The sequence below is a fragment of the Pseudomonadota bacterium genome (assembly GCA_039193195.1).
GTDB lineage: Bacteria > Pseudomonadota > Gammaproteobacteria > Steroidobacterales > JBCBZW01 > JBCBZW01.
The window spans coordinates 386,913-409,903 of record JBCCWS010000001.1 but is presented as its reverse complement, the minus strand read 5'-3'; the positions used below and the strand labels follow the sequence as shown (position 1 = coordinate 409,903).

At 64.1% G+C, this 22,991-nt stretch carries 17 protein-coding genes; 9 read left to right on the top strand and 8 right to left on the bottom strand.

What is annotated here, in order from left to right:
* Positions 1–24 precede the first annotated feature (24 nt).
* The 3 genes from AAGA68_01725 to AAGA68_01715 all read left to right on the top strand — a co-directional run bounded on the left by AAGA68_01725 (position 25) and on the right by AAGA68_01715 (position 2,891).
* Positions 25–531 carry a flavin reductase family protein gene (locus tag AAGA68_01725; protein ID MEM9383752.1) on the top strand — a complete coding sequence of 169 codons (507 nt, stop codon included), beginning with the start codon at positions 25–27 and terminating at the stop codon, positions 529–531.
* Positions 532–659: 128 nt separating this feature from the next.
* Positions 660–2,126 carry a dynamin family protein gene (locus AAGA68_01720; GenBank protein ID MEM9383751.1) on the top strand — a complete coding sequence of 489 codons (1,467 nt, stop codon included), beginning with the start codon at positions 660–662 and terminating at the stop codon, positions 2,124–2,126.
* A gap of 129 nt (positions 2,127–2,255) precedes the next feature.
* The gene (locus tag AAGA68_01715) at positions 2,256–2,891 is read left to right on the top strand and encodes a hypothetical protein (GenBank protein MEM9383750.1); all 636 of its coding nucleotides are present in this window, start codon (positions 2,256–2,258) and stop codon (positions 2,889–2,891) included.
* Between the two features lie 6 nt (positions 2,892–2,897).
* Here the strand turns inward: AAGA68_01715 and rlmKL are convergent, their stop codons facing one another.
* Genes rlmKL through AAGA68_01700 form a run of 3 tightly spaced genes read right to left on the bottom strand, consistent with a single transcriptional unit; the run spans position 2,898 to position 9,361 of the window.
* Positions 2,898–5,084 (bottom strand): bifunctional 23S rRNA (guanine(2069)-N(7))-methyltransferase RlmK/23S rRNA (guanine(2445)-N(2))-methyltransferase RlmL, encoded by a 2,187-nt coding sequence (rlmKL, locus tag AAGA68_01710; protein ID MEM9383749.1) that lies wholly within the window; start codon positions 5,082–5,084, stop codon positions 2,898–2,900.
* A gap of 38 nt (positions 5,085–5,122) precedes the next feature.
* Positions 5,123–6,142, bottom strand: coding sequence for a serine/threonine protein kinase (locus tag AAGA68_01705; protein ID MEM9383748.1), 1,020 nt, complete (start codon positions 6,140–6,142; stop codon positions 5,123–5,125).
* A 6-nt stretch (positions 6,143–6,148) separates the two neighbouring features.
* Positions 6,149–9,361, bottom strand: a complete 3,213-nt coding sequence (locus AAGA68_01700; GenBank protein ID MEM9383747.1) for a glycosyl hydrolase — start codon at positions 9,359–9,361, stop codon at positions 6,149–6,151.
* Positions 9,362–9,410: 49 nt separating this feature from the next.
* On the opposite strand from AAGA68_01700, the gene AAGA68_01695 reads away from it, so the two are divergent.
* Together AAGA68_01695 and AAGA68_01690 are read left to right on the top strand one after the other, a co-directional pair.
* Positions 9,411–10,055 carry a YigZ family protein gene (locus AAGA68_01695; GenBank protein ID MEM9383746.1) on the top strand — a complete coding sequence of 215 codons (645 nt, stop codon included), beginning with the start codon at positions 9,411–9,413 and terminating at the stop codon, positions 10,053–10,055.
* A gap of 89 nt (positions 10,056–10,144) precedes the next feature.
* Positions 10,145–11,449 carry a dicarboxylate/amino acid:cation symporter gene (locus AAGA68_01690; protein MEM9383745.1) on the top strand — a complete coding sequence of 435 codons (1,305 nt, stop codon included), beginning with the start codon at positions 10,145–10,147 and terminating at the stop codon, positions 11,447–11,449.
* An 18-nt stretch (positions 11,450–11,467) separates the two neighbouring features.
* On the opposite strand, the gene AAGA68_01685 is transcribed toward AAGA68_01690, so the two are convergent.
* Complete coding sequence (locus AAGA68_01685) at positions 11,468–12,712, bottom strand: hypothetical protein (protein ID MEM9383744.1); 1,245 nt, start codon at positions 12,710–12,712, stop codon at positions 11,468–11,470.
* 85 nt (positions 12,713–12,797) lie between these two features.
* Positions 12,798–15,146: a xanthine dehydrogenase family protein molybdopterin-binding subunit gene (locus tag AAGA68_01680; protein ID MEM9383743.1), complete on the bottom strand. Its 2,349-nt coding sequence runs from the start codon at positions 15,144–15,146 to the stop codon at positions 12,798–12,800.
* Positions 15,147–15,562: 416 nt separating this feature from the next.
* On the opposite strand from AAGA68_01680, the gene bchI reads away from it, so the two are divergent.
* Genes bchI through bchO form a run of 3 tightly spaced genes read left to right on the top strand, consistent with a single transcriptional unit; the run spans position 15,563 to position 19,388 of the window.
* On the top strand, positions 15,563–16,600 hold the full coding sequence (gene bchI / locus AAGA68_01675) for a magnesium chelatase ATPase subunit I (GenBank protein MEM9383742.1): 1,038 nt from the start codon (positions 15,563–15,565) through the stop codon (positions 16,598–16,600).
* The gene (locus tag AAGA68_01670; protein MEM9383741.1) at positions 16,597–18,450 is read left to right on the top strand and encodes a magnesium chelatase subunit D; all 1,854 of its coding nucleotides are present in this window, start codon (positions 16,597–16,599) and stop codon (positions 18,448–18,450) included. The genes bchI and AAGA68_01670 overlap by 4 nt, the downstream gene beginning before the upstream one ends.
* Positions 18,451–18,491: 41 nt before the next feature.
* Positions 18,492–19,388, top strand: a complete 897-nt coding sequence (gene bchO / locus AAGA68_01665; protein ID MEM9383740.1) for an alpha/beta fold hydrolase BchO — start codon at positions 18,492–18,494, stop codon at positions 19,386–19,388.
* Positions 19,389–19,476: 88 nt separating this feature from the next.
* On the opposite strand, the gene pufM is transcribed toward bchO, so the two are convergent.
* The 3 genes from pufM to puhC all read right to left on the bottom strand — a co-directional run bounded on the left by pufM (position 19,477) and on the right by puhC (position 22,111).
* Complete coding sequence (gene pufM, locus AAGA68_01660; GenBank protein MEM9383739.1) at positions 19,477–20,394, bottom strand: photosynthetic reaction center subunit M; 918 nt, start codon at positions 20,392–20,394, stop codon at positions 19,477–19,479.
* Positions 20,395–20,406: 12 nt separating this feature from the next.
* The gene (gene pufL / locus AAGA68_01655) at positions 20,407–21,231 is read right to left on the bottom strand and encodes a photosynthetic reaction center subunit L (GenBank protein MEM9383738.1); all 825 of its coding nucleotides are present in this window, start codon (positions 21,229–21,231) and stop codon (positions 20,407–20,409) included.
* Positions 21,232–21,586: 355 nt separating this feature from the next.
* Positions 21,587–22,111 carry a photosynthetic complex assembly protein PuhC gene (puhC, locus tag AAGA68_01650; protein MEM9383737.1) on the bottom strand — a complete coding sequence of 175 codons (525 nt, stop codon included), beginning with the start codon at positions 22,109–22,111 and terminating at the stop codon, positions 21,587–21,589.
* 333 nt (positions 22,112–22,444) lie between these two features.
* Between puhC and AAGA68_01645 the strand changes: the two genes are divergently transcribed.
* Positions 22,445–22,897: a pseudoazurin gene (locus AAGA68_01645; GenBank protein ID MEM9383736.1), complete on the top strand. Its 453-nt coding sequence runs from the start codon at positions 22,445–22,447 to the stop codon at positions 22,895–22,897.
* Positions 22,898–22,991 lie beyond the last annotated feature (94 nt).

Below are 22,991 nucleotides of genomic sequence, written 5' to 3'. Positions count from 1 at the left end.
CCCCCAGGCCACTTGAACCACGACATGACCCTCGATCTTTCCAACGATGCCGAACGTCGGCGCTTGCGCGATGTGCTCGGCACCTTCGCCACCGGCGTCACGGTGGTCACCACCCGCGACGAGGCTGGCGACCCCATCGGCATCACCGTCAACAGCTTCACCAGCGTGTCCCTGTCGCCACCGCTGATCCTTTGGTGCCTAGGCCGGGAGTCTGCCGCCCTGCAGGCGTACCGCAACGCCAGCCATTTCGCTGTCAACGTGCTGAGCGAGAAACAGCAAGCGCTTGCTACCCATTTCGCCAGCAAGCGGACGGACAAGTTCACAGACCTAGGCGGAGTCATCGACGGTATCGCCGGCGTGCCCTTGCTCGCCAACTGCATCGGACAGCTTCAGTGCGCCACGCGCCAAGCCCACGATGGCGGTGACCACGTGATCCTGCTCGGAGAGGTCTTGGCGATGAAGGAGAGCGCCGGCAAGCCCCTGCTCTTCCACCGTGGCCGCTTCACGGCCGAGGGTCCATCCGAGGCTTGAGCGGACTCCGCTGGATCGCAACATGCGCCGCCTAGACCGCACTCACCGGCCCCCCATTCGCTGGTAACCACACTCGCCTGCTGGCACGATTGACCGCCATTACGTGTGCCACGCCGCGGAGCTTGTTCATGTCCCAACTGCAACTCTCCAGTCTGGAAGAGCGCCTGCACCGTCTGGAAACGCATCTACAGCGGGAGAACCCCGTACTTCTCGAGGTCGTAAAGGCCTTTCGCCAGCTCGATCAGGTAACTCATCGCCTCGGCCTGACCGAGCCCAACGAATCCCTGGCCTCGCAGGTGTCGTGGTTCCCGGTGGTCGCCCTGCTCGGCACTTTCTCCGCGGGTAAGTCAACATTCGTAAACTCCTACCTGGGCCAGCGTTTACAGCTGACGGGCAACCAAGCGGTCGACGACAAGTTCACGGTGGTTTGCTACGGCCCCAACGAGCAGCCCCAGGTGCTGCCAGGCCTAGCATTGGACAGCGACCCTCGCTTCCCCTTCTACAAGATCAGTCATCAGATCGAAGAGGTATCCGACGGCGACGCCGAACGCATGGACGCCTTCCTGCAGCTAAAGGCCTGCAACTCAGAGGCGATCCGCGGCAAGATTCTGATCGACTCCCCGGGCTTCGACTCGGACGAACAACGCGCCGCGACGCTCGCCATCATCGAGCACATTATCGACCTGGCAGACCTGGTGCTGGTGTTCTTCGACGCGCGTCACCCTGAACCGGGCGCCATGCAGCAAACGCTCAAGCACCTGGTAGGCGACGTGAAGGATCGGCCGGACTTCAACAAGTTCATGTACATCCTCAACCAGGTAGACGCTACGGCTCGCGAGGACAACCCAGAGGAGGTCTTCGCCGCCTGGCAGCGTGCCCTGGCCAGCCAGGGCCTGACAGCGGGCCGCTTCTACCGCATCTACGACGTCGCTTCCGCCCTGCCTATCGAAGACGAAGCGCTAGCCGCCCGCTTCGAGGCAAAGCGCAAGGTAGACGCTGACGAGATCAACATGCGTCTGGACCGGGTGGAAGTAGAGCGCGCCTACCGCGTGACCGGCGCCCTGGAACGCACGGCGCGGGCCGTGCGCGACGACATGATGCCGACCGTGCGCGAGGCACGCCGCTGGTGGAAGCGACGCTCGCTGATCCTCGATGCCGCGGCGATGGGCGCGCTGCTCTTGGTCGCCCTCGGCACCAGCGTAGCCTTCGGGATGTGGGAGGGGTTCTCCTTTACTCCGCCCTGGACGGGCCTCGCCGAGCAGTTCCCGTTCATCAACTGGGTGTTACTGGCCGTACTGATCGCCCTTATCGCGTATCTGCACCTGGTGTTGAGACGGGCCGCCAGCGGGCAGACCGTAAAGCACTTCGGCGCGAAGCTCGAAGGCAACACGCATCGCGACTGGATCTTGAACGCCATCCGCAAGAACACCTCCGGCTGGATGCTGGCCGTGGCGGATCAGCCGACCGGGTGGGGCCCGCTGACGCGACGCAAGCTCGACACGGTACTCGCCAACGCCGGGCGCTTCATCGAGACCCTCAACGATCGCTTCGCCGTGCCCAGCGGCGAGGGCGATGGCGGCAAGAAGAGGGGCTGACGCCCCCGCGCCGACACCGAGGCAAACCAACCGGGCCCAAGGCGCATCCAACGAGAAAACACACCCTTGCTCCGGCATCAGACCGGGGCGGGGCTCGTCGACCCGTTGGAGTGATCGAGGGACCCAGTCATGAGCCGTACCCATCCTACCGCCGCAGCCCTGCTGCTCGGCTTTTCCATCTTCGCCATTGCTAGCGCCCCCATCACCGCCGGCGCACGTCACTCGCAACAGGGCACCTTCGACGTGGCGCTGTTTAGCGATGACGACCACGATGAGCAGATCATCGTCATTCGCCTCGATCGCGACACCGCCACCGGCGTCGAGGGCATGGACGACGACGCCCGACTGCTGCAGGGCCGAGACGTCGAGCGCGCGTCGCGTCGCATCCGCCGACTCGCCGATGACAATGGCGTAAACCTCGTCGATATCGACTCAGAGGGATCGGAGCAGGTCACCATCGTTGCGGAGGATACCGGTGATGGCGGCGGCACGGCCTACATCTCCATCGGCGAACACGGTATCGAGATCCACGCCGATGGCGACGGCGAGGACAGCGTTCACATCAGCTTTGGCAACCCCAGCCGAAACGCCCGCAACGCTGAGAACGGGGCTGTGCGCATACACGCCCGCGGCGAAGACGAAGGCGATCGCACGGTGGTGTTGCTGAGCAACCTCGACGCGGATGCCACGCGCGAGTTCATCGATGACCTCGACGATGTCCCCCGCACTCTCAAGCGCGAGATGCTGCGCGAACTCAATCTCTAGAGCTGCTTAAGTGCGGCGCAGACGCCAGCAATGGTGGATGCGCGGGTTGCGCGCAAAGTCCAGCGGGATGCTGTCCCGGGTGAGATCGTCGATCGCTATCACACCCGCCCGCGCCAGCAGCGCGGCCTGATCGAACTTGAAACCGCGCAAGTTGTTCGAAAACAGTAGAGTCCCACCCGCTTTCAACAAGCGCAGGGCTCGCAGCAGCAGGTCAACGTGATCACGCTGCACATCAAAGGTGCCCTCCACGCGCTTGGATGTGGAAAAGCTCGGCGGGTCGACGAAGATTACATCGTAGCGCGCCTGCGGCCCCTCCCAGCGCTGCGCCAGCCATCCCATCACATCAGCTCTGATGAACTGATGAGCCGCCTTCGACCAAGGGCCTTCAGGGACGTTCATGGCGAGATTGCGCTGCGCCCAATCGAGATAGGTCGCGGAGAGATCGACGCTGGTGGTGGCACGGGCGCCGCCTGCTGCAGCTGCGACGGTCACCGCCCCCGTGTACGCGAAGAGATTTAGAAAGTCCGCGCCGTCAGCTTGCTCCATCACCCAGCGCCGCAGGGGCCGATGATCCAAGAACAGGCCCGTATCTAGGTAATCATCCAGATTCACCTCAAGGCGATAACCGTGTTCGCTCACCTCGAGGCGATCGTTGCGATCTGCCTGACGGGCATATTGGGTACTGCCGCGTTGGCGCTGGCGCCGTTTGAGGTGCACCTGCGTCGGCGACAGGGAAAGCGCCTCGCGCACGGCCCCTAAGGCATCACGCACCCGTTCGCGGGCGCGTGCCTGATCGATCTTGGCGGGCGCAGCGTACTCTTGCACGTGCGCGTGCAGTTGTCCTTGCACGGTCTCGTAGAGGTCGATCGCGAAACGGTACTCCGGCAGGTCGCCATCGTAGAGGCGATAGCACGTCACACTCTCTCGGCGCCGCCAGCGCGAGAGGTTGCGCAGGTTCTTGGCCAGGCGGTTTGCCAGCTCACGGCCGCCGGCGGATAGATCGGAAGGCCCCCGCTCGCGCTTGTCCGAGACCGGTCGGCTCACCTGCCCGAGGTCGAACTGCAGCAAGCGACAGTCGATAGGACCGTTCATGAAGCGGTGCGTGCGAGTGGCTCGCAGGCCGAGCTCGCGACCAAGGGGTGGATTGCCCGTGAACACGGCGCCAGCCCAACCCGCCCGGTAGTGGCGACGCAGGTGCTGACCGAGACTCGCGTACAGCGCCGCAAGCTCGCGCTGTTCACCCAACCTTTCACCGTAGGGCGGATTCGCGAGCACTAGCCCCTTAGCCGGCAGATCCGAGAGCGACCCATCATCCGCAATCTCGCGACGACTTAGCGGCACGTGATCGCCCAGGCCTGCACGCACAAGGTTGCCCTGGGCGATACGCAAGACCTTGCCGTCGGCATCGAATCCCCGTACGCGCCCCGTCGCCAAGCGATCTCGAGCAGCGCTTGCGCGCGAGCTTGCCTGTTCCAGCAAGCGCTCCCAAAGCTCCCGGTCGTGTCCGAGCCAGCCGTCAAAGCCCCAGTAGCGGCGAGCCGGCAGACCAGGCGCAACATCACCGGCTATCCACGCCGCCTCAATGAGTAGCGTGCCCGCGCCGCACATCGGGTCGACGAATGCGCCGCCAGCAGCAGCGATCTGCGGCCATCCGGCACGCATCAGCAACGCCGCGGCGAGGGTCTCTCGCAGCGGTGCCGCCCCCTGCTCCAACCGGTAGCCGCGCCGATGCAAGGGTTCTCCGGACAGGTCGACGGAGATCACCGCCTGCTCGCCGCGAACCAGCACGTGCAGGGGCACGTCGGGGCGCGTCGGCTGCACGTCGGGGCGCTCGCCGCTACGCTCGCGCCATTGGTCGACGATGGCGTCCTTTACTCGCTGGGCGGCGAAGTGGCTATGACGGATGCGTGCACGCTGCAGGGTGGCGGCTACGGAGAGAGTCTGCTTCGGTCCCAGGTGCTCGCTCCAGTCGATCTCGCGCACCGTCGCGTAGAGCGCGTCACCATCTGCGGCCGAACCGGCACCGAGCTCCATCAGGACGCGCCCGGCCGTGCGCGACCACAGGCAGGCACGGTAGGCAGCTTCCAACTCACCGCTGGCAATCACCGCGCCTGCGCGCTCCTGCACCTGCTCGAAGCCGAACTCGCCAACCTCTTGCAACAGTAGGGACGGCAGGTGCCGGGCACAGGTCAGCGTGAACCGCCGAGCCCCCGTCGATGCGCCCCTGGCGCTCAGAGCAGCTCCAGCGGCGGCTCACGCATCGCAGCCAACTGCTCCTTCAGCTCGAGAATTTGCTGCTCCCAGTAGCGCTGGGTGCCAAACCAAGGAAAGGCGGGAGGGAAGGCCGGATCATCCCAACGCCGGGCTAGCCAGGCGCTGTGATGAAGCATACGCAGGGATCTCAGCGACTCGATGAGATTCAACTCCGTACTATCGAAATCGCAGAATTCACGGTAGCCTGCGATCAGTTTTGCTAGCTGGGCTTGCTGGCGATCGCGATCGCCAGAGAGCAACATCCACAGGTCTTGGATGCGAGGCGCGGTCCGCGCGTCGTCGAAGTCCACGAACCAGGGCGTGTACTCGCGCCACAGCACGTTGCCAGCGTGGCAATCACCATGGCAGCGAATCCATCGACTCGCTGGCACGAAGTCCATGTGCGCGTCCACTTCCAGCAACACCTGGCGAGCGACAGCCTCCCAAGCCTCCTGTAGCTCTGGGGGCACCATCTCGCTGGCGAGGAGAAACTCGACGCTGTCGTGGCCGAAACCCTGAGCATCGAGCACCGGACGATGCTCGAAATCCTCCGCCGCGCCCGCCTGGTGCATGCGCCCAAGGGTACGTCCGAAGACCTCGAGGTTGCTCAGGTCATCAAGCTCCGGTGCCCGACCGCCGCGACGGGGCGAAATCGTGTAGAAAAAGCCCGCGTGTTCGAACAGCGCCTCATCATCGCCATCGAACAAGGGCGCTACTACCGGACACTCAAGCTCATCGAGCTCGCAGGTGAAGTCGATCTCCTCCTGTATCTGCTCCGCGCTCCAACGCCCGGGTCGATAGAACTTGACTATCACCGGCTCCGCCTCATCGAGGCCCGCCTGGTAGACGCGGTTCTCGTAGCTGTTCAGAGCGAGCAGGCGGCCGTCGCAAGCTAGGCCCTGCGCTTCGAGGGCGTCGAGGATGAAGCTAGGCGTCAACCTATCGAAAGGATGAGCTGCCTCGACGGCCGACTTCTTCACCACATCAACGTCCGCCATCGATCGCTAGGGCTGCAACACCGCTTCCACGTACGGCTCACCGCGCTCACGCATACCTGAGTTGAACGGCGCCAGGTACTCGTCGTGAATCGCCGCCAACGCGTCGATGCGCCCCGCCCACACTTGCTCCAGATCGGACAGACGGCGCTTGGCGCCGACTGTCACCGGCGTGCCAGCTGAATCGATGGCATCGATTAAATGGCGCACTTGCACATCGATCATGTTCGGCCAGTTGATGTCGTCCTCGAAGGTTTTGTGCAAGGGCTGCGTCACAGTCTGCTCCCACGCATCCAGGCGCACGATCGCCTCGTCCGCCAGGCGCGTGAGCGTCGCCCCGCTTTGCCCCAGACCGTCCAAGCGCCCGCGGGCATCTGTCAGCGCCTCGCGCACATGGCGCGCCCGATCTAAGGTGCCCAGGAGGCTGTTCATCAACGTCACGGTTTGGCGCAAAGCGGCGCTTCTGGCCGCATGTCCCTCGACATCGTAGGGCAGGCGCGGATCGGGTCTCACGCTGATGGGGACGCTCACTTGCTCGCCAGCGTAGGTGAACACTGCGCGGTACTCTCCAGGCGCCACTCGCGGCCCTGCCCAACCGGCGAATAAGCGCACGTCTTCCACGCAGTTCAGGCGATCTTCGGCGAAGTCCCACACCCAGCGATTGAGCCCCGGCGAGGCACTCGGATTGTCGATGCTCACCGGACTGCGGGGATCTTCGTTGCCCTTAACGCACTCATCGTCCGCCAGGCCAGCGGAAGAGTAGTGGCGTACCACGCGCCCGCTAGCGGCCTCCTCGATCTCGATCGTGATCGCCAGCTCCTCCTCTCCATCGCCCTCGCTTGGCGGGGAGAGGTGGTAGTAGAGCACCGCGCCGTCCGCTGGGTTCTTTCCCTCATGGGCACTGCGCCGCCCGCCACCGCGCGCGAGCATGATGGCCTGGGCGGGCGTGTAGGCGTGCACCGGCGTGCGCAGGGGCAAGAGCGTTGCACGCATGGTACTTAGGTCATCGAGGATCCAGAAGCCACGCCCCTGAGTCGCCGCCACCAAGCGATCGTGGCGGATCTTCAAATCCGTGATCGGTACGGGCGGCAAGTTCAGGCGTAGTGACTGCCAGTGCGCGCCGCTGTCCGGACTGAAGAACATTCCAGCCTCGGTCCCCGCGTAGAGAAGACCTGCGCGCTTTGGATCCTCGCGTACGACACGCACAAAGGTCTCGGGCGGCAGGCCACCATCGATGCGGCGCCAGTGCTCCCCCCCATCTCGGCTCTCGTAAATGTACGCAGAGAAATCGTCCAGCTTGTAAGCCGTCATCGCCAAATAGATTCGATCGGCATTATGCGGCGAGATCTCGATGGCATTGACGTGCGCCTCGGGAGCACCCGATGGCGTGAGATTGCGCCAGGTCTTTCCGCCGTCACGCGAACGATGCACCAGACCGTCGTCGGAACCGACCCACAGCTCACCCTTGCGATGGACCGACTCCAGGACGTAGAAAATCGTATTGTAGAACTCCGCTCCAGCCTGCTCGTTGGTGATGGGACCACCTCCGCGCCCCTGCTTGGACTCGTCGTCCCGAGTAAGATCAGGACTGATCTCCTCCCAACTCACGCCACGATCAGCGCTGCGCAAGAGCTTGTGGGTCCCGTAGTAGAGCACGTGCGGGTCGTGGGGCGAGACAGCGACGGGCGCGTTCCAGTTGGTGCGGTAGCGGTGCTCACGTACATCGCGACCGAACACATACTCTGGGTAGGGCTTGATCGGTCGCAGGCTGCGCGTCGCCATGTCGTACTCGGTGAGCGTGGCGTTGATCGTGGTGGCGTAGACATGGCGTGGGTCGGCCGGGTTGAAGGCCACGTGAGCGCTCTCCCCGCCCCCAACGGGGTGGAAGTCCTCAGCACCAATACCGCCGTCCAGGGTCTGGCTCGCGATGGCGACGGTCGTGTTGTCCTGCTGGCCACCGTAGATCCAGAAGGGAAAGCGATCGTCGGTGGAGACGCGGTAGAACTGAGCCGTTGGCTGATTGTTGAGCGTAGACCAGGTGCTGCCTGCGTCGAAGGTCACCGTTGCGCCGCCATCGTTGGCATTGATCATGTTGCGCGGATCGTCGGGGTTGATCCACAAATCGTGGTGGTCGCCGTGGGGGCCGCTGAGTCCGGAGAAGGTGTGCCCGCCGTCGATCGACTTGAACATGCGCACGTTCAGCACGTAGACCGTGTTCTCATCTTGCGGGTCGGCGGCGATGTGATTGTAGTACCAGGCGCGCGCCTGGATCAGGCGCTCGCCGTTTAGCCGGGTCCACTGATCGCCGCCGTCGTCCGAGCGGTAGAGACCTCCTTCCTCGGCCTCCACGATGGCGTACACGCGTCGTGAATTCGCTGGTGATACCGCTACACCCACCTTGCCGATAAGACCCGGCAGTCCGCCCTCTAGGCGCGTCCAAGTATCACCCCCATCGGTGCTGCGGTAGATGCCGCCCCCGTCGCCACCGGAACGCACGTACCACGGGTTGCGACGGTGGTGCCACATAGCAGCGAACAGCACTCGTGGGTTCTGCGGATCCATCGAGAGGTCCGTCGCGCCCGTGTCAGGGTTCACCGAAAGCACCTGCTCCCAAGTGTCGCCACCATCACGGCTGCGGTACACGCCACGCTGCGCACTGGCGCCCCAGGGGTTACCCTGCGCTGCCACGTAGAGCACATCGGGATCGCTCGGGTGCACCACGATGTCGGCAATCTGGCGAGTCGCTGCCAAGCCAACGTGCGACCAGCTGCGTCCGCCGTCGGTGGAGCGGTAGAGCCCATCCCCATGGGAGGTGGTCACACCGCGAATCGGCGCCTCACCCGTACCCACGTAAACCACGTTGCGATCCGAAGGCGCCACGGCGATGGCGCCGATAGTGCCCACGCCGAAATCCTCATCGGAGACGTTGCGCCAGGCGATACCGGCGCTGTCCGTGTGCCAGACACCGCCTCCAGCAGCGCCCATGAAGTACTCCCGCGTGCGCCCCGGCACCCCCGCCACGGCCGTCACCCTCCCCCCGCGCCAAGGGCCGATGGCGCGCCACTCGATGCCCTCAAGGCGCGCCGGATCAACGGCGGCGGCCGCCGGCTGAGCTTGGGCGTGTGACGAGCCGACCAGGCCCACGGCGACCCACAGCGCGAGGCGCCATCCCCAGCCCCCCCTATCGAACCCAGCCGTTTGAGTTTCCCGCCGATCGAACACGTTGATCTCCTCTCCCTCAGGTCTGCACCGGTGCTCCCGTCGACAATGCGTGCAAAGCAGCATCGAGTTCAAGTCCGCGAACGGTCCACCTGGGCTGGCAAGTACGCACCCGCTGAACGAAGATGCCGCCATGATCACCCTGCGCACACCCTGCGAGGGGCTACTCGAGGCCAAAGGCTCTCGCTTTATCGCCACCGTCGCCCCGATTGAGCAGTTCGATGAGCTTCTATCGGCTTCCCGCGTAGCCCATGCAAAGGCCAACCATCAGGTGATAGCGTGGCGGCACGTGAACGAGATGGGCCAGCTACAGGAACTCGCCAAAGACGATGGCGAGCCAACCGGCACGGCCGGCAGGCCGATACTGCAAGTGTTGCGCGGCAGAGAGTGGGTGCAGGTGGGAGCCCTAGTGGTGCGCTACTTCGGCGGCATCAAGCTCGGCACGGGAGGGCTGGCTCGCGCCTATGCTGGCGCCGTGGGCGAGGCCCTGAACAACGCGACACCCACGCCCTGGTTGCCCGAGGTGCAGGCCACCTTGCGGGCACCCTTCGACACCTCGGCCACCCTCGAGCGCGAGGTAAACGGTGCCGAGGGCGTACGCATCCTCGAGCGCCATTTCGCCAGCGACGGCGTGCACCTTCGCATCGCTGGCCCTCGCCCACACATCGAGGCCCTACGCGAGCGCTACGGCGCCTAGGCGCGTGTCCTCCAACGCTCGCGCCTATTACACTGCGCCCAGCGCTGCCGCCGTAGGGAGCGGGTTCTAACGGAACTGAAGGAGCTGCCATGTCCGTCCAGGTCACCCTTTATTGGGTCATTCTCGCGAGCGCCTTCGCCGGTCTCTACTGGCTCGCGCGGGGCGGCAAGACCCTACTGTGGCAGCGAGTCATGATCGCCCTCGTCGGCGGCGTAGTGGTCGGCTTCGCGTTTGGTGACCTGGCGATCGCGAGCAAGTGGATTGGCGACATCTTCGTCAACCTGATTCGCATGATCGTGGTGCCACTCATCTTCACCACCATCGTGGCAGGGGTGATCTCCATGGGAGACCCGAAGCGCTTGGGTGGCATCGGCGCCAAAGCGATCGGGCTCTACATGCTCACGACCCTCGGCGCCATCATCGTCGGCCTGACCTTCGGGGTAATCTTCGAACCCGGCGCCGGTGTCGACATCTCCGGTGCCGTGCCCAAGACCCTCGCGGAAGCGGCACCGATCGGCGAACGCTTGATCAACATCGTGCCGCGTAACCCGGTCGCCGCGCTGGCCAACGGCGATGTCCTATCCATCATTTTCTTCTCGCTGATCCTGGGCGTGGCCATCGTGCTGACCGGGGAGAAGGCGAAGCCCCTTGGCGATGTGATCGAGGCGGCCGCCGAGACTGTCCTGAAGGTGGCGACGATCGTCATGGAATTCGCGCCCTTCGGCGTGTTTGCCCTGGTGGCCTGGGTGGCGGGCACGCTCGGCATCGACGCCCTCCGCCAGCTGCTAGTGCTGACCCTAGTGGTCTACGGCGCCTGCGTGGTGCACATGCTGCTCGTGTATGGGGGGCTAATCCGCGGCATCCTTGGGCTGCCTCTCGTGCGATTCTTCCGCGGCATGCTGGATGCACAGGCCGTGGCCTACTCTACCTCCTCGAGCTCCGCCACTCTGCCGATCACCATCAACTGCGTGGAGCGCAACCTCGGCGTGAAGAACACGGTTGCCTCGTCCATACTGCCACTCGGCTCCACCATCAATATGGACGGCACCGCCTTGTACCAGGGGATTATCGCGACCTTCGCGGCTCAGGTATTCGGCATCGACCTCGCCTTCACAGACTACCTATTGATTGCCTTGACGGTCACTCTGGTTTCCATCGGCACGGCCGGAGTGCCCTCAGCCTCGCTATTTCTGGCGGCCACGGTGCTCTCGACCTTCGGCGTGACGGACGCGCAGACGGCATTGATCGTTGGCTTCATCCTGCCCTTTGACAGGATCTTGGACATGGCGCGAACGGTGGTAAACATCACCGGCGACGCGGCGGTGGCGGTTACCGTGGCTAAGTCAGAAGGGGAACTGGACGAGGAGTCATTCCGCGCCGTCGCCGTCGTTTGAGGGCGATCCCAAGAGCCGTCAGCTAAGGCGCCGGGGCAGCGAGCGAAGCTTGGCGAGCCCGGCCCATCGGGCCTCTTCGACGCGCGTCTGGAAGCTGCACACAGGACTGGGGCGGAATCCTAGGCGACCGGCCTCCGCCATGAGCAGACAGCTGGCGTGCCAGGGCTCGTGTACAGCGGCAGCGCGGTACCCCGGGGGCAGGGACGCACCTAGCGAAGCCACCAGTGTCTCCACCAACGATGCGGGCAGGCCGCGGGTACCGAACAACCCCTTCGGCCCCTCGGCACCGTCTAGGTCAAAGCTAACCGGATCGATGACCAGCAGGTCTGGCCGATCCCATGCCAAGCGTCGGCTGATCGCACGCGGACGACGTAGATCGCAGATCAACCCCGCCTGGGGCAGGCACTCGCTGTTCAAGCTGCGCACGCCTCCGCTGATCACCGCAATATCGGCAAGACGCAGGTGGCGACGGTCCGCCGTCACCACGAGCAGGCCTTCGCGGATCGCGCATTCGGCCAGCTCCCGGCTGTTGTCGAGGAGGGTCTGACGCATCGCCAGCTCTTGCAGGCGCCGCGCGAGGGGACCCTCGCCGGCACCGAGGGCCAGGTGCCGACACACACGAGCGGCTGCGCTAAGTAGGGACTGACGGCCGATCACCTCACCGTAGTGCGCGTCGCCGATCAACACCAAGCGCTCGACGCGCTCTCCGAGTAGGGCCGCCACCGTTCGACCGACCGTGGTGGTGGCGCCGAGAACCGCCAAGGTCGAACGGGGGTAGGGGCGTGCGAGACGAGCCATGGCCTGATCTAACGCGTAGTGGGTGGCACCTGCGGTGAGGGCGCCCCCGGTGCAAGTCCGTTGATCGGCGCAGTGCAAATCCTGCCCATCCCGCGAAGCGTCGGCCGCTACCGCGGACAGGCCGAGGTATTGCGCACCGCGTTCACGCCCGAGGGCGATCGCCTCGCGCAATTCCGCCAGATCGACCGGATCGGGGAGCGCCGCGTCGGCGCGGCCAGCCATGATGACATCACCAACGGTTTGAGCCCCATCAGCAGTGGCGACCCGAACGTCTCTCAACAGCAACTCCACTCCTGCCGGAATGTCGCCAGCTACCGCAACGCGCTGCGGATGGCTAGCGAGAGCAGGGTTCATGAGCATCGCATCGGCACGGTGCAACACGTAGGCAAAGCGGCGCGTCGGCACATCGATCCGAGTAGGGATCGGCTTCGCAGGTCTATCAGCCGGTCGAAGATGGGTGGGCATGGGGTGCGCCCTCGTGGCTCTATGAAGGGTCGGCAAACAGTTCGCCGGTCATAGCGGACACGATTCAAAAAAAACGTCTCCCAGCTCACAGGTCGGCGGATATTGACGCCCCATGGATCGCCTGCCAGACGCGATGTGGGGTGAGGGGCATGTCCAGGCAATTGACTCCCAAGGGCCGCAACGCATCGAGCACTGCGTTGACCAGCGCCGCAGGGGCACCGATCGTGCCAGCCTCACCAGCCCCCTTCACACCAAGGGGATTGCGCGGGCTAGGCACGCCATCGAATTGAAGGTCGAGGCGAGGCGAGCGTGAGGCGCGCAGCACGCCGTAGTCCATGAAGGTACCGGTCAGCAGCTGGGCCGTATCGTCTTCGTACACCACGCTCTCGAGCAAGGCTTGGCTGAGGCCCTGAATGGCACCGCCCACGATCTGCCCCTCGAGCAACAGCGCGTTGCCCACGCGACCCATATCGTCCTGCACGACGTAACGCACTATCTGAACAGCACCGGTCTGGGGATCTACCTCCACCTCACACAGGTGGGCGCCGTTGGGGTAAGTACCGCCCTGTGGCGCGAAGGCCTCGCTGCTCGCCAAGCCCGCTTGCACTTCGTCCGGTCGCTGCGACGAGTCGAAGCTAGCGGTCACCACCTCATCTAGCGACACGCAATGGTCTGTGCCCGTGACGGCGAAGCGACCATCCTCGAAGACGAGGTCTGCCACGCTCACCTCGAGCAGTTGCGCAGCGACGTGCGCACCGGCCTCAGCCATCGCGTCCAAAGTCAGCGCAAGTGCCGACCCTCCAAGTGCCAAGGTGCGGCTTCCGCCCGTGCCGTTGCCGCTTGCCACCTGCGCCGTGTCCCCCTGAACAACGCGCACTCGCGTGACCGGCACGGCGAAGAACTCACTGATCATCTGAGTGAAGATCGTCTCGTGACCCTGCCCCGTGGACTGAGTACCTACCCGCGCCTCGATCACTCCGTCCTCGCGAAACGCGACCGCTGGCCGGTCCTTTCCGTAGGCCGCACAGACCTCCACGTAATACGCCAAACCTAAGCCACGGCATAGGCCTCGCGCCTCCGACAGCTGTCGGCGATGCTCGAAGCGCTCGCCCTCTAGGCGGTGCCAAGCGCTATCGAGCAAGCGATGGTAATCGCCACTGTCGTAGGTCTGACCCAGGGCAGATACATAGGGAAACTGCTCGGCCCGTACGAAGTTACGCAGCCGCAGGGCGCGTGGCGCCACGCCGAGCTCAGCTGCTGCCTTGTCGACCAAGCGCTCGATCAGGTAGCTCGCCTCCGGGCGACCGGCCCCTCGGTACGCATCAAGCGGTGCGGAGTTGGTGACCACTACATGGGTCTGTGCCCACGCGGTTGGGATGTCGTAGGCACCGGTCAGCATCGAGCTGCCGAAGAACGCAACGCCTGCGCCAAGCTGAGAGGTGTAGGCGCCCACATTCGAGTAGGTGCGCACCTGCAGCGCGACGAAGCGCAAATCTTGATCCAAGCCCAAGGAGGCGTGGCTGATGTGATCACGACCGCCCAGGTCCGACAAGAACCCCTCACTGCGCGTGGCCTGCCAGCGCACTGGCTCGCCCAGCGCCATCGCCGCGAAGGCGACCACCACGGGCTCGCTCTGCAGAAAGAGGCGCATGCCAAAACCGCCACCCACCTCTTCGGTGATAACGCGAAGGCGAGCCTTGTCCACGCCCAAGGCGACGCTCAACTCCCGCTGGATGGCGTGCACTCCCTGGCTGCCCATCCGCATCGTAAGTGTGCGCTGCTCGCCCTCCCCCTCAGGAATGGCCAGGCACCCCCTTGGCTCCAGCGTGACTGGCGCCACACGGTTGTTCACCACATCGATTTCCACGCGATGGGCCGCGTTGGCCATGGCCTGCGCGGTGCCCTCGCGTTGGCCACGGGTGCGCACCCCGAGCACGTTGCCAGGTGCCCGCTCGGGCCAGATCTGCGCCGCTCCCTCCGCGAGGGCAGCGCGAAGGTGACCGGCGGCGGGCGACTCCTCGATATCGAGGTCCATCAGGTCGATCGCGTCTAGGGCAGCACTAACGCTGTCAGCGACCACCGCAGCCACCGCCTCGCCGACGAAGCGCACGTAGCCGCGCGCCAAAGCGGGTTGCGGCAAGGACACCTCAGCCCCCTCGCCACCCTCAGGATTGAAGCCCGCGGGGCGAGGGTCGCAAACACCCGCTCGATCCAAGTCGTCGATCGTGAGGATCGCCCTCACTCCGGGTGAGCGACGCGCCTGCTCCACATCCAACTGGCGAATGACGCCGTGCGCCACGGAGGAGCGAAGGAACACCAGATGCCGCTCCGGCTGCTCGGCCCGCACGTCCTCGGTGTAGCGCCCCGTACCGGTCAGTAGTCGCAAGTCCTCAGTGCGCCGCAGGGCGCGAGGATGAGGGACGGCAGTGGACATCGGTTCTTTTCCCCGAGGAAGGCGCAGTGCGATTGGGCGGTGTGCGCTAAGCTCACTGCCCCAAAGGGAGGCGATACACCGCAAAACAGTGTAGCGCCGCGCCGCGCCCACCTGCGCGAATGATGAGCTTCTGAGGATCTTGCATTCGCGCCCTCATCGACGCTCGTTGATCGACGATGCTAGAATTCTGGCGGAACCTAAAAGAAAGCTGCAAGGATCGCTCAACGTGCGCGTCTCGGTCGCGGTAAACGCCCCCAGACATCCTCTCGACCGCACTCCCGTCGCCACGACGCCGCCCGCTCGCAGCACGACCATCGGCCGCCAGCAGGCGGTCGGGGTTAGCGCGCTCAGGTCGACGATCGCCCCTCGCGATCCGCTTGCGTTCCCCCAGCTGATCAGCCTTGCGAGCAGCGCATTTGAACCACGCTAAGGTCTACCCGTTCTCGGCGATCGTCGGCCAGGACGAACTCAAGCTCGCCCTGCAGATCGCAGCGATCGACCCCTCCGTCGGCGGTGTCCTCGCCTTCGGAGATCGCGGCACCGGCAAGTCCACTGCCATCCGTGCCCTCGCCGATCTCTTGCCGAAGATGCGCGCGGTCAAGGGCTGTCCCTACGGTGCGGCGCCGGAGCGCCCCTGCGGCCTGTGCGAGCACTGTGGCATCGGCACGCCGAAACCGCTGGAAGACTTGAAATCGCGCCTCGTGGCCGTACCCGTGGTCGACCTGCCTCTCGGCGCCACGGAGGACCGCGTGGTGGGTGCCTTGGATCTCGAGCGCGCCCTAGCCCACGGAGAGAAGGCCTTCGAACCTGGCTTGCTCGCGCGAGCAAACCGCGGGTTCCTGTACATCGATGAGGTCAACCTGCTGGAGGATCACCTAGTCGATCTATTGCTCGACGTTGCCGCATCGGGTGAGAACGTCGTCGAGCGCGAGGGACTGAGCATCCGCCACCCGGCGCGCTTGGTGCTGGTTGGCAGCGGCAACCCTGAGGAGGGCGAACTGCGCCCGCAGCTGCTGGATCGCTTCGGCCTGTCCGTTGAGGTGCGCACGCCTGAAGATGTGAAGGCTAGGGTATCGGTGATTCGTCGACGCGATGCTTTCGAGGCAGATCCGACCGGGTTCCGGGAACAGTGGAAGCGTCAGGACGGTAAGATCCGCAGCGCCATCAAGAAGGCCCGCGAGCGCCTAGACGACACAACTGTTAGTGACGAAACGCTGGAGCGCATCTCAGACCTATGCGTTCGCCTAGGCACGGATGGCTTGCGCGGCGAGCTTACGATGATGCGAGCCTCCCGCGCCTTCGCGGCCCTTCACGGGGACGCGCAGGTGAGCGATAGGCACCTCATCGCCATCGCCCCTTCCGCCCTACGCCACCGCCTGCGTCGTGACCCCCTCGACGACGCCGGCTCCAGCGTCCGCGTGCAACGCATGCTCGAGACCGTCTTCGGGTCGTGAGCGAGGGCGAAGACGGGGTTGAACGCTGGGCTAACGCCATGGGCGTGGCCGCCCTCCTATGCGTCGACCCATTTGGACTTGGTGGGGTGCGCCTGCGCGCCCTACCCGGGCACGTCCGTGACACCTGGCTCAACACCTTGCATCAGCTGCTGCCGCAAATGCCTTGGCAGCGTATACCCACCAACATCCGCGACGACCGTCTCCTCGGCGGACTAGATCTCACGGCGACCCTACGCACGGGCAAGGCGGTCGCCCAGCGCGGGCTGCTAGCGCAGGCCGACGGCGGCGTTATCGAACTGCTCATGGCGGAACGCCTCGAACCGGGTGTAGCGGCGCGCATCTGCGCCTGCATAGACCGCGGGGAGATCGCCCTGGAGCGCGAGGGTTTCCGCGATCGCCTACCGGCCCGATTCGCCACCATCGCCTTGGACGAGGGCGATACACAAGCGGGTGAATCGCTACTTCCCGCTCTGGGCGATCGACTCGCCTTCACGGTAGATCTGCACGCCATTTCCTGGCGCGATGTGAGCGAGGGTTGGTTCGAACCGTCGCGCATCGCCGCTGCCCGAGAACTGGCTCCGTGCGTCGAGGTGGATCCGGCGCGCTACGAGGCGCTGGCGAGCGCAGGTGTCGCGCTCGGCGTATGGTCGCTCCGACCATCCCTGTTCGCACTACGCACAGCGCGGGCGGCGGCGGCTCTGGATCAACGGGATAGCGTCAATGATGAGGACGTAAGCCTTGCAGCCCGCTTGGTGCTGGCGCCGCGCGCCACGCGAGCACCGGTGCCCGTAGAAGACGCCCCTCCGAAGGAGGAGCCTACAACTCCCGAGCAGAGCGAGTCCCGAGCGGAAGACCTACCGCAGGAGCCCGAGCCTGCGCCACCACCATCGGAGGACGACGAGGGCGGCGAGAGCGAGGATCAGACAGCTCACCAAGAGGGGACTCTCGAAGAACAGGTTCTAGAGGCCGCGGCGGCGGCCATTCCCCAGGATGTGCTTCGCGCAATCACCGATCAGGTTAGTGGTACTCCTAGCCGTGGCGCAGGAGGCAAGGCCGGCGCCGTTGTGAAGTCGATCCGGCGTGGGCGGCCGATAGGCAGCATTCCCGGTTCACCCGCAGACGGCGCGCGCCTCGCCGTACTCGACACGCTCCGGGCCGCAGCCCCCTGGCAACGCCTCCGACGCCGCCCACCGCCCGTGGCCGCAGGAGGGGAGACCGGCAGTGCGCCACCGCTGCGCGTGCACGGCGAAGACCTACGCGTCCTTCGCCTGCGACAGCATTCGCCAACGACCACGGTTTTTGTGGTCGACGCCTCGGGCTCCGCCGCCTTACACCGCCTGGCCGAGGCCAAAGGTGCTGTCGAGCTGCTGCTCGCCGAATGCTACGTCCGCCGTGATCAAGTCGCCTTGGTTGCCTTCCGAGGCCGTGACGCGAGCGTGCTCTTGCCCCCCACTCGCTCCCTGGTGCGCGCGAAGCGCGAACTCGCCGGCCTCCCAGGCGGAGGGGGTACTCCGCTCGCCGCCGGCATTGATGCCACTCACTCCCTCGTCGAACAGATCAAACGGGCTGGTGAAACCGCGTTCGTCGTCTTGCTCACCGATGGACGCGCCAACGTGGCACGCGACGGCACCGGCGGCCGCGAGCGGGCGATGGAAGACGCGCTAGCCTCAGCGCGCTCCCTTGCCCAAGAAGGGGTACCGACCGTGCTGATTGATGTGTCGCGCAAGGCGCAAGCGCAGGCTGGGCGCGTAGCCGACGCACTGAACGCGAGATACCTCCTGCTGCCGAGCGCAAGCGCCGCACAGCTGTCGCAGGCGATACAACGTGCCGGCGCACCGAAGAGTGCTTAGGGCTAGCGAACGCCGATGGAGAGGGCTGCGGCGAGGCCCCAATGGGTGACCGGCTACGCTGGGAAGAGCACCGCCACCAGTGGCCCCATGCTGACAAGAGTCGATTTGTACATGCAGGTGGAATGCGGTGGCATGCGCAGGTCGGGGGTGATGCCGAGCGAGTGGCACTTCTGGTGCATGGCACGGGGTCGAGCGCTCACTCATGGCGCCACTTGATCGACCCGCTCTGCGAACGCTTCACGGTAGTTGCACCGGATTTGCCCGGGCACGGCTTCAGCTCACCGCCAAGCTGCGGCGCAGACGCTATGAGCCTGCCCACGATGGCCCGAGCTCTCGGTGAGCTTATGCGTCGCTTGGATCTTCTCCACGCGCGCAGGCCCCTGCTGCTGGTTGGACACTCGGCCGGCGCTGCGTTGCTCATCAGGGCGTGCCTAGACGGCCAGCTCTCGGGTAATGATATCCGGCTGCTGGGGCTTTGCAGCGCCGTCATGCCCTTTCCTGGCGTAGCGGGTCACCTACTAAAACCAATCGCTAGAGGATTGGCCCGCGTCGCTATCGTAGCCCCCGTGTTCGCGCTGCGTGTGCGCAGCGATCGTAGCGTCATTCGACAACTTCTGCGGCAAACAGGATCGTCATTGGACGCGAAGGGCGTTGACCATTACCGCACTTTGGCGGGTAACGCCGAACACGTACGCTCTGCCTTAGACATGATGGCTGCTTGGGACCTTCACTCATTGGCTCGTGATCTGTGCAGGCTGCGCACGCCAGCGACGCTGGTCGCCGCAGAGCTAGACGGCACGATCCCTGCGCGCCACGCGTACGCCGCTGCCGCACTGATCCCGGACGCTATCGCCACCACGCTGACCGGCGTCGGACACCTCGCTCACGAGGAGGCGCCCGATCGCATCTTGGAGGTCCTGTCCCAGAACGGGTGGTAGCGCCGGAGCATCGAGAGCGACCACGACAGGTCAAGCAAAAAAAAGGGCCCGCTATTGCGAGCCCTCCTTGCGCACCCACGTCTTGTCGCTACGGGCCGAATCCGTGCTTAATGCCCCACAGATACCAGTTGTTGACGGCGGTCCCCGTAAGCAAGATACCGATCCCGCCAGTTAGGGTGGTCAGCATCGCGAACCACCACGCCCAACGGTGAACGGACTCCATGGTGGCGTTCCACCCCATGGTCCAACGCCAAAACAGGGCTGCACGCTCCGACGCCGTGCCGCGATCGGTAATCTGCTCGATCTCCCGATCGCCGCCGTACCTCCCAACCGCAAGGATCGTCGCACCGTGCATCGCAAACAGCAGGGCTGAGCCGTACAGGAATGCGATGGAGAGCATGTGAAATGGGTTGTAGAACAGGTTCCCGTAGCGCAGGGAAAACAGGTTGGTCCAATCGAGGTGGGGGAAGATGCCAAAGGGTACGGCCTCACTCCAACTGCCAATGAGCAATGGGCGGATGAAACCGAGCACTAGGTAAAGCCAGATCGCAGACGCAAAGGCCCACGGCACGTGTGTTCCAAGCCCCAAGTCGATGGCACGCCGGTACATGCGCACCCACCACAAAATGATCGAAGTAGTCAGTAGGAATCCGGCAATCAGCCACCAACCTCCCTCATCGAGGGGAGGAAAGGACAGCCCGTACTCCGGTGACGGCGGATCGAGCGATAGCCAGAAGATCTGCCGACCGAACTCCAACGGATCCCAATTCACGGAGGCCCACATATTCAGGCCGATGATCTCGAAGGCGGCAAATCCGCAGATCAGGGATGTAACACCAAACCAACCCAGATAGATGGGGCCGATCTGAGCGTTGCCGATCGCGCCCGCTAGCCAGTTGAAGAACGCCCCTTTCGTGCGCTCGGACTCGCTGCTCTCCGTAGGGATGCCGGGCGAAGGAGCGGCCCGCACTTGCACGCGCGTGAAGATGTACTGGTATTCACTCATCTCTCAGTCCTCTCAGCTCCACCACGGCAGTTCGCGCCACCACTCCCACCAATCCGGCCACGGATCAGTCCACAGGGTGCCGCTGATGAAGATACACACGGCGCTCCAGAAGACAGCCAGCAGCGCCAGCATCATCCCCAGGCGGTGAATACCGAGAGTCCCGATCGAGTAGCCGATGGTGTCTCGGAAATAGGTATCTTCGTGTTCCGGCGTTTTCACTGTCTTCCCCTTACCCGGATTCGTCGCCGAGAGAATCAACCCTCCGTGTAGCGCTAGCGCGAAGTTGGTAGTGAAGAAGAAGGTGATCGCTATCATGTGGGCCGGGTTGTAGTGGAAATTCACATACTGATAGCCGATGTTCGACACCCAATCGAGGTGCCGGATGATTCCGTAAGGGAAGGCGTGCCCCCAGGCTCCTAGGGCGAGAGGCCTAAACACCTCCAAGGTGAGGAAAGCGAAGACCGCCATGCTGAATGCGAAGGGAACGTGTAGCCCCATGCCAAGTTTGCGAGATATCTCTACTTCGCGCAGCGCCCAGGAGCCAAAGGCGCCGATTGCGCATACGGTGATGATCTGCCACAAGCCCCCTTCCATCATGGGTGCTAGGGCCAGGCCGTAGCTGATGTCCGGCGGCGCGATATTGATCTTCCAGATGTTCCAGGTCGGACCCTGGCCTGCCCCGAAGATGATCAACAGGGTGCCTAACGCAGCGAAGAAGATCGTGGTGACCCCGAAGAAGCCGACGTAAAACGGCCCCACCCAGAAGTCGAACAGATCCCCACCGATGAGGGTTCCTCCCCTCACTCGGTACTTTTTCTCGAAGTTGAGCATTGCCATTGCTCTGTCCTCTGGTAGGGCGGTTCCAGAGCAAGCACAGCGCAGCGTGAGGGCGCTATCGAGTCAGCGCTGAGCCCATCGGACTCCACAGTGCCTGGTGGCTCCGGCCGCGGCATTATCAGCACGTGGCCCTCGGACAGCGGACGGCGTAAGGAGCGCTACTTCCCTGCGTGCGTCGAATCCCGAGACCAATGTCAGTCTATTCTTACAGGGGTTAATGTCAACCAGAATAGACAGTTCCCCGCGACAGCTTTTGCCGCCTTTTCGCGCTGTTCGAGGGGTTCGGGGATGCCCGGCTTAGGAACGACGAATCACGCGGCGAACAGCGCAGGCGCGGCGTAGTGACTGTCGCGGCCTAGCGGGGGCGGGCAGGGCTAGCCGACGGGACTAGAGCGACGGAATTCGGCCAGCTCGAGGCGACCGGATCCCTGTCGGTTGATTCGGCCTCTTCGAGCAAGCGCGCGAATGCAGCCAGGTTGGTAGGCCCGAAGGCACGCAGGTGGTAGAGCAGACCTGTCGTCTCATCGATGAGTAGAAGATCACCGTCCTCTCTGGCCGATATGGTGATGGGCAAGCCTGCCTCAACGCTGTGGGCGTAGCGATCTCTCTCCACAGCGCGGACCAGGGCGCGCATGAACGCCTCCTCCTCGCTCGGAACGCGTCGAATCGTACGATCGGTGTCTACATCGACCACCAGAAGCGTGCCATCAGCCTCATCGATGAAGACAACATGGCGTTCCTGAAGGGCGGGGGCCGCATCCTCCAGCATTCCTGCGTAAGTCGACTCGCTATCTTTGCTGCTCCAAATTGAAACGCCCAGAGCCAGTACGACCAACAACACAAGCCATTGAAACGGTTGTCTGCGAGACGGCGGATTCATGTTGCTCCTCCTCAGGCATAACGCGAAGGATTGCCAGCCCTCGCGAGCAAAAGGGTAGCCAAGCTGATCCCTAAGTGTCAATCTGCACTGACACCTAATGAAATAATTTACATAGCAGGAGGCAGCAGGTAAGTTCGGAGGAGTCGTCGCTGGAATTCTTGAAACTAAGATCGCGTCATCCAAAAATTAGACGCACGAGATCGTTAACAACAGATTCCATCGAAAACTTTCTCGCCATCGGGAGTCCTATGCCACGAGTGTTTGAATTCGGCGCTACTACCGAGCGCGTGACTCGCTTACAATCGAGCGCCTTTTGACTGAGGAAAATCCTGAATGAAGAACCTACTACTGTCAGTCCTGGGGACGTCCTTACTGGCAACCGCAGCCGTGCACGCGGCGGAGCATACGGTAGAAATGAAGAATGTCGGCGCCGATGGTCCGATGGTGTTCGTACCGGGCGTACTCCAGGTTGCAGTCGGCGACACAGTGAAGTTCGTCGCGACCGATATGGCCGCTCACAACTCCGAGTCCATCGACGATCTGAAACCTGAAGGATCTGTGAGCTGGAAGGGCGGAGCAAACAAAGAAGTCTCCGTCACGATCGATAAGGAAGGTGTCTACGTCTACAAGTGCCAGCCTCACTCCGTCGCCGGAATGGTAGGCGTGCTTGTGGCAGGCGAACCGACCAACATCGATGAGATCAAGGAGAAGTCTTCCGCACTATCCAGCACTTCGCCGCTGATCAAGGGCCGGCTGGACAACTACCTTGCTCAGGTCAGCAATTAGCCCCGCATCTGCGCTAGCTTCCCAAGCGTATCGAAGGCCCGCGTGATGCCGTTGCGTTACGCGGGCCTTTTCTCTAGCAAGATAGCGCCAGTCG

Bases quoted from the DNA above. Each gene is read 5' to 3' on its own strand.
- AAGA68_01725 (MEM9383752.1), top strand. From the start codon at position 25: ATGACCCTCGATCTTTCCAACGATGCCGAACGTCGGCGCTTGCGCGAT.
- AAGA68_01705 (MEM9383748.1), bottom strand. From the start codon at position 6,142: ATGGCGGACGTTGATGTGGTGAAGAAGTCGGCCGTCGAGGCAGCTCAT.
- pufM (MEM9383739.1), bottom strand. From the start codon at position 20,394: ATGAGTGAATACCAGTACATCTTCACGCGCGTGCAAGTGCGGGCCGCT.
- bchO (MEM9383740.1), top strand. From the start codon at position 18,492: ATGGGTGACCGGCTACGCTGGGAAGAGCACCGCCACCAGTGGCCCCAT.
- AAGA68_01685 (MEM9383744.1), bottom strand. From the start codon at position 12,712: ATGCCCACCCATCTTCGACCGGCTGATAGACCTGCGAAGCCGATCCCT.
- puhC (MEM9383737.1), bottom strand. From the start codon at position 22,111: ATGAATCCGCCGTCTCGCAGACAACCGTTTCAATGGCTTGTGTTGTTG.
- AAGA68_01690 (MEM9383745.1), top strand. From the start codon at position 10,145: ATGTCCGTCCAGGTCACCCTTTATTGGGTCATTCTCGCGAGCGCCTTC.
- AAGA68_01715 (MEM9383750.1), top strand. From the start codon at position 2,256: ATGAGCCGTACCCATCCTACCGCCGCAGCCCTGCTGCTCGGCTTTTCC.
- AAGA68_01645 (MEM9383736.1), top strand. From the start codon at position 22,445: ATGAAGAACCTACTACTGTCAGTCCTGGGGACGTCCTTACTGGCAACC.
- AAGA68_01680 (MEM9383743.1), bottom strand. From the start codon at position 15,146: ATGTCCACTGCCGTCCCTCATCCTCGCGCCCTGCGGCGCACTGAGGAC.
- AAGA68_01720 (MEM9383751.1), top strand. From the start codon at position 660: ATGTCCCAACTGCAACTCTCCAGTCTGGAAGAGCGCCTGCACCGTCTG.
- pufL (MEM9383738.1), bottom strand. From the start codon at position 21,231: ATGGCAATGCTCAACTTCGAGAAAAAGTACCGAGTGAGGGGAGGAACC.